The 1,627-nt window shown below is 30.8% G+C and carries 2 protein-coding genes; one reads left to right on the top strand and one right to left on the bottom strand.

Going from position 1 to position 1,627, the window contains the following annotated elements; all coding sequences use genetic code 11:
* A partial coding sequence (locus WBM70_RS05165) for a protoglobin domain-containing protein (protein WP_424557446.1) occupies window positions 1-390 on the bottom strand: 390 nt, incomplete at its 3' end.
* A 420-nt stretch (window positions 391-810) separates the two neighbouring features.
* Between WBM70_RS05165 and WBM70_RS05160 the strand changes: the two genes are divergently transcribed.
* Window positions 811-1,539, top strand: a complete 729-nt coding sequence (locus tag WBM70_RS05160; RefSeq protein WP_424557445.1) for a ParB N-terminal domain-containing protein — start codon at window positions 811-813, stop codon at window positions 1,537-1,539.
* The last annotated feature ends 88 nt before the right edge of the window (window positions 1,540-1,627 follow it).

Below are 1,627 nucleotides of genomic sequence, written 5' to 3'. Positions count from 1 at the left end.
TTTAATATGTTGTTCTTTATTTACGAAGTGTTCTTCTATACTTCTTAGTGCAAAAGTTCTAACAAAAGTAAAAGCAGAATTAACATAATGCGTTGGTAAACCGATTTTCATATGTCCTTCACCAATTTTATATAGATACATAAAATACTGTAAGTCATACTTTCCACAAAACAAATTAATAAACCAATCTTTGATTTTTGCCCTATGAAACTCAATAATCGATTTATTTTTTAAAAATTGAGCAGTTTTGCCAAAACCCCAAATATAATCATAAAATTCATCTACAAAAGTATCTGCAATAGCCTCCATTCTAGGTTGAAGTGTTCTTAAGATCTCTTCTTCTTCTTTTGTGAACCTATAGTGCTCTTTAAGGCTTTGATAATCATTCATGAAGGTCCTTTATTGTTGTTAGTATACCTATGTATTAAAAAAGACAAAGAGTCCTTCTCTTACGATATTTTGCATTAAGAGTATATCAAAAATGTCTTGTTTTCAAAACCTTATAAAATATATAATTTTATAAGGTTTTCATGAAGAGATACTACAATTCATCATGAAATAAAATAACCTAAGCTATACTGAGTTTCAACAACTAAAAAAACATGCAAGCTCTTGCTCTATATTCCTCTAAGCGTTTCTTCTTGTAACAAGAAAAAAAATCTTATAAAAATTTACGTTTAACCAATTATAATATTCTCTCACTAAGTATCTTAGATTTTCATCAAGTTTCATCAATTATAAATTTTTTAATTTTGACAATAATTTATATTTTATAGATAATAAAAAAGTTTAACTATTGGAGCAAGTCAAATGAATAGAATCAACATATCAACTCTTATTAGCAGCATAAGTAATGAAGTTCACACAAGAGACATAAAGGAGTTATCACTTCATGAGTTGGCCAACGAACATCCAAAAATGACTGAGGTTGAGTTTCAGAGATTGAAAGAAAGCATTCAAGAAATTGGACAACTCGAACCAGTTATTGTTTATAGAAATCAAATAGTCGATGGACGACATAGGTATTGGGCTATAGAATCACTAGGCCTGTCACAGCTACTTACAAATGAGATAGCATACAATACACCATTGGATACAGTACGTGAAATAGTCTTTGGTTCAGAAGTTAGAAGACACCAGTCAGCAACTCAAAAAGCGATAAAAGCTTATTGGTCAACACAAGAACATGGACTGACCTACAGAGAGGCAGAAATAAAGTTTATGACATCTAGAACCATGATATCTGCATGCAGCTATATTGATAAAATAAAAGGGAACAACATATTGAAAGCTTTATACAAGGGCATTCCTGTATCTATTGGAAAAAGAAAGACATCTAGTTTACGTACAGTACAGACACTGATCAAGGAAGAGGAACTTGATGCAAAAGAAGCAAGATTTTCAAAAGAAACACACATTTCAATAGACAAGGCTAAAGAAGAGGCTAAGTTATTTCTTGACTCATTAAGCAGAGAACCTACTGCTGTTATCGAACAAGTTGCAAGTGGTGCATATGCCATGCTTAAAGAACGAGAATAAACTTGGTAACATTGTTACCAAAACCACTTGTCCCCAATTATATATTATGTTATACAAAATAATTATCCATGTTTTTTAAATGTGTTTG

Origin of the sequence: Sulfurovum sp. (genome assembly GCF_049668085.1) — a bacterium.
In the GTDB taxonomy this organism is placed as follows: Bacteria; Campylobacterota; Campylobacteria; order Campylobacterales; family Sulfurovaceae; genus Sulfurovum.
This window is presented reverse-complemented; position numbering and strand designations above follow the sequence as displayed.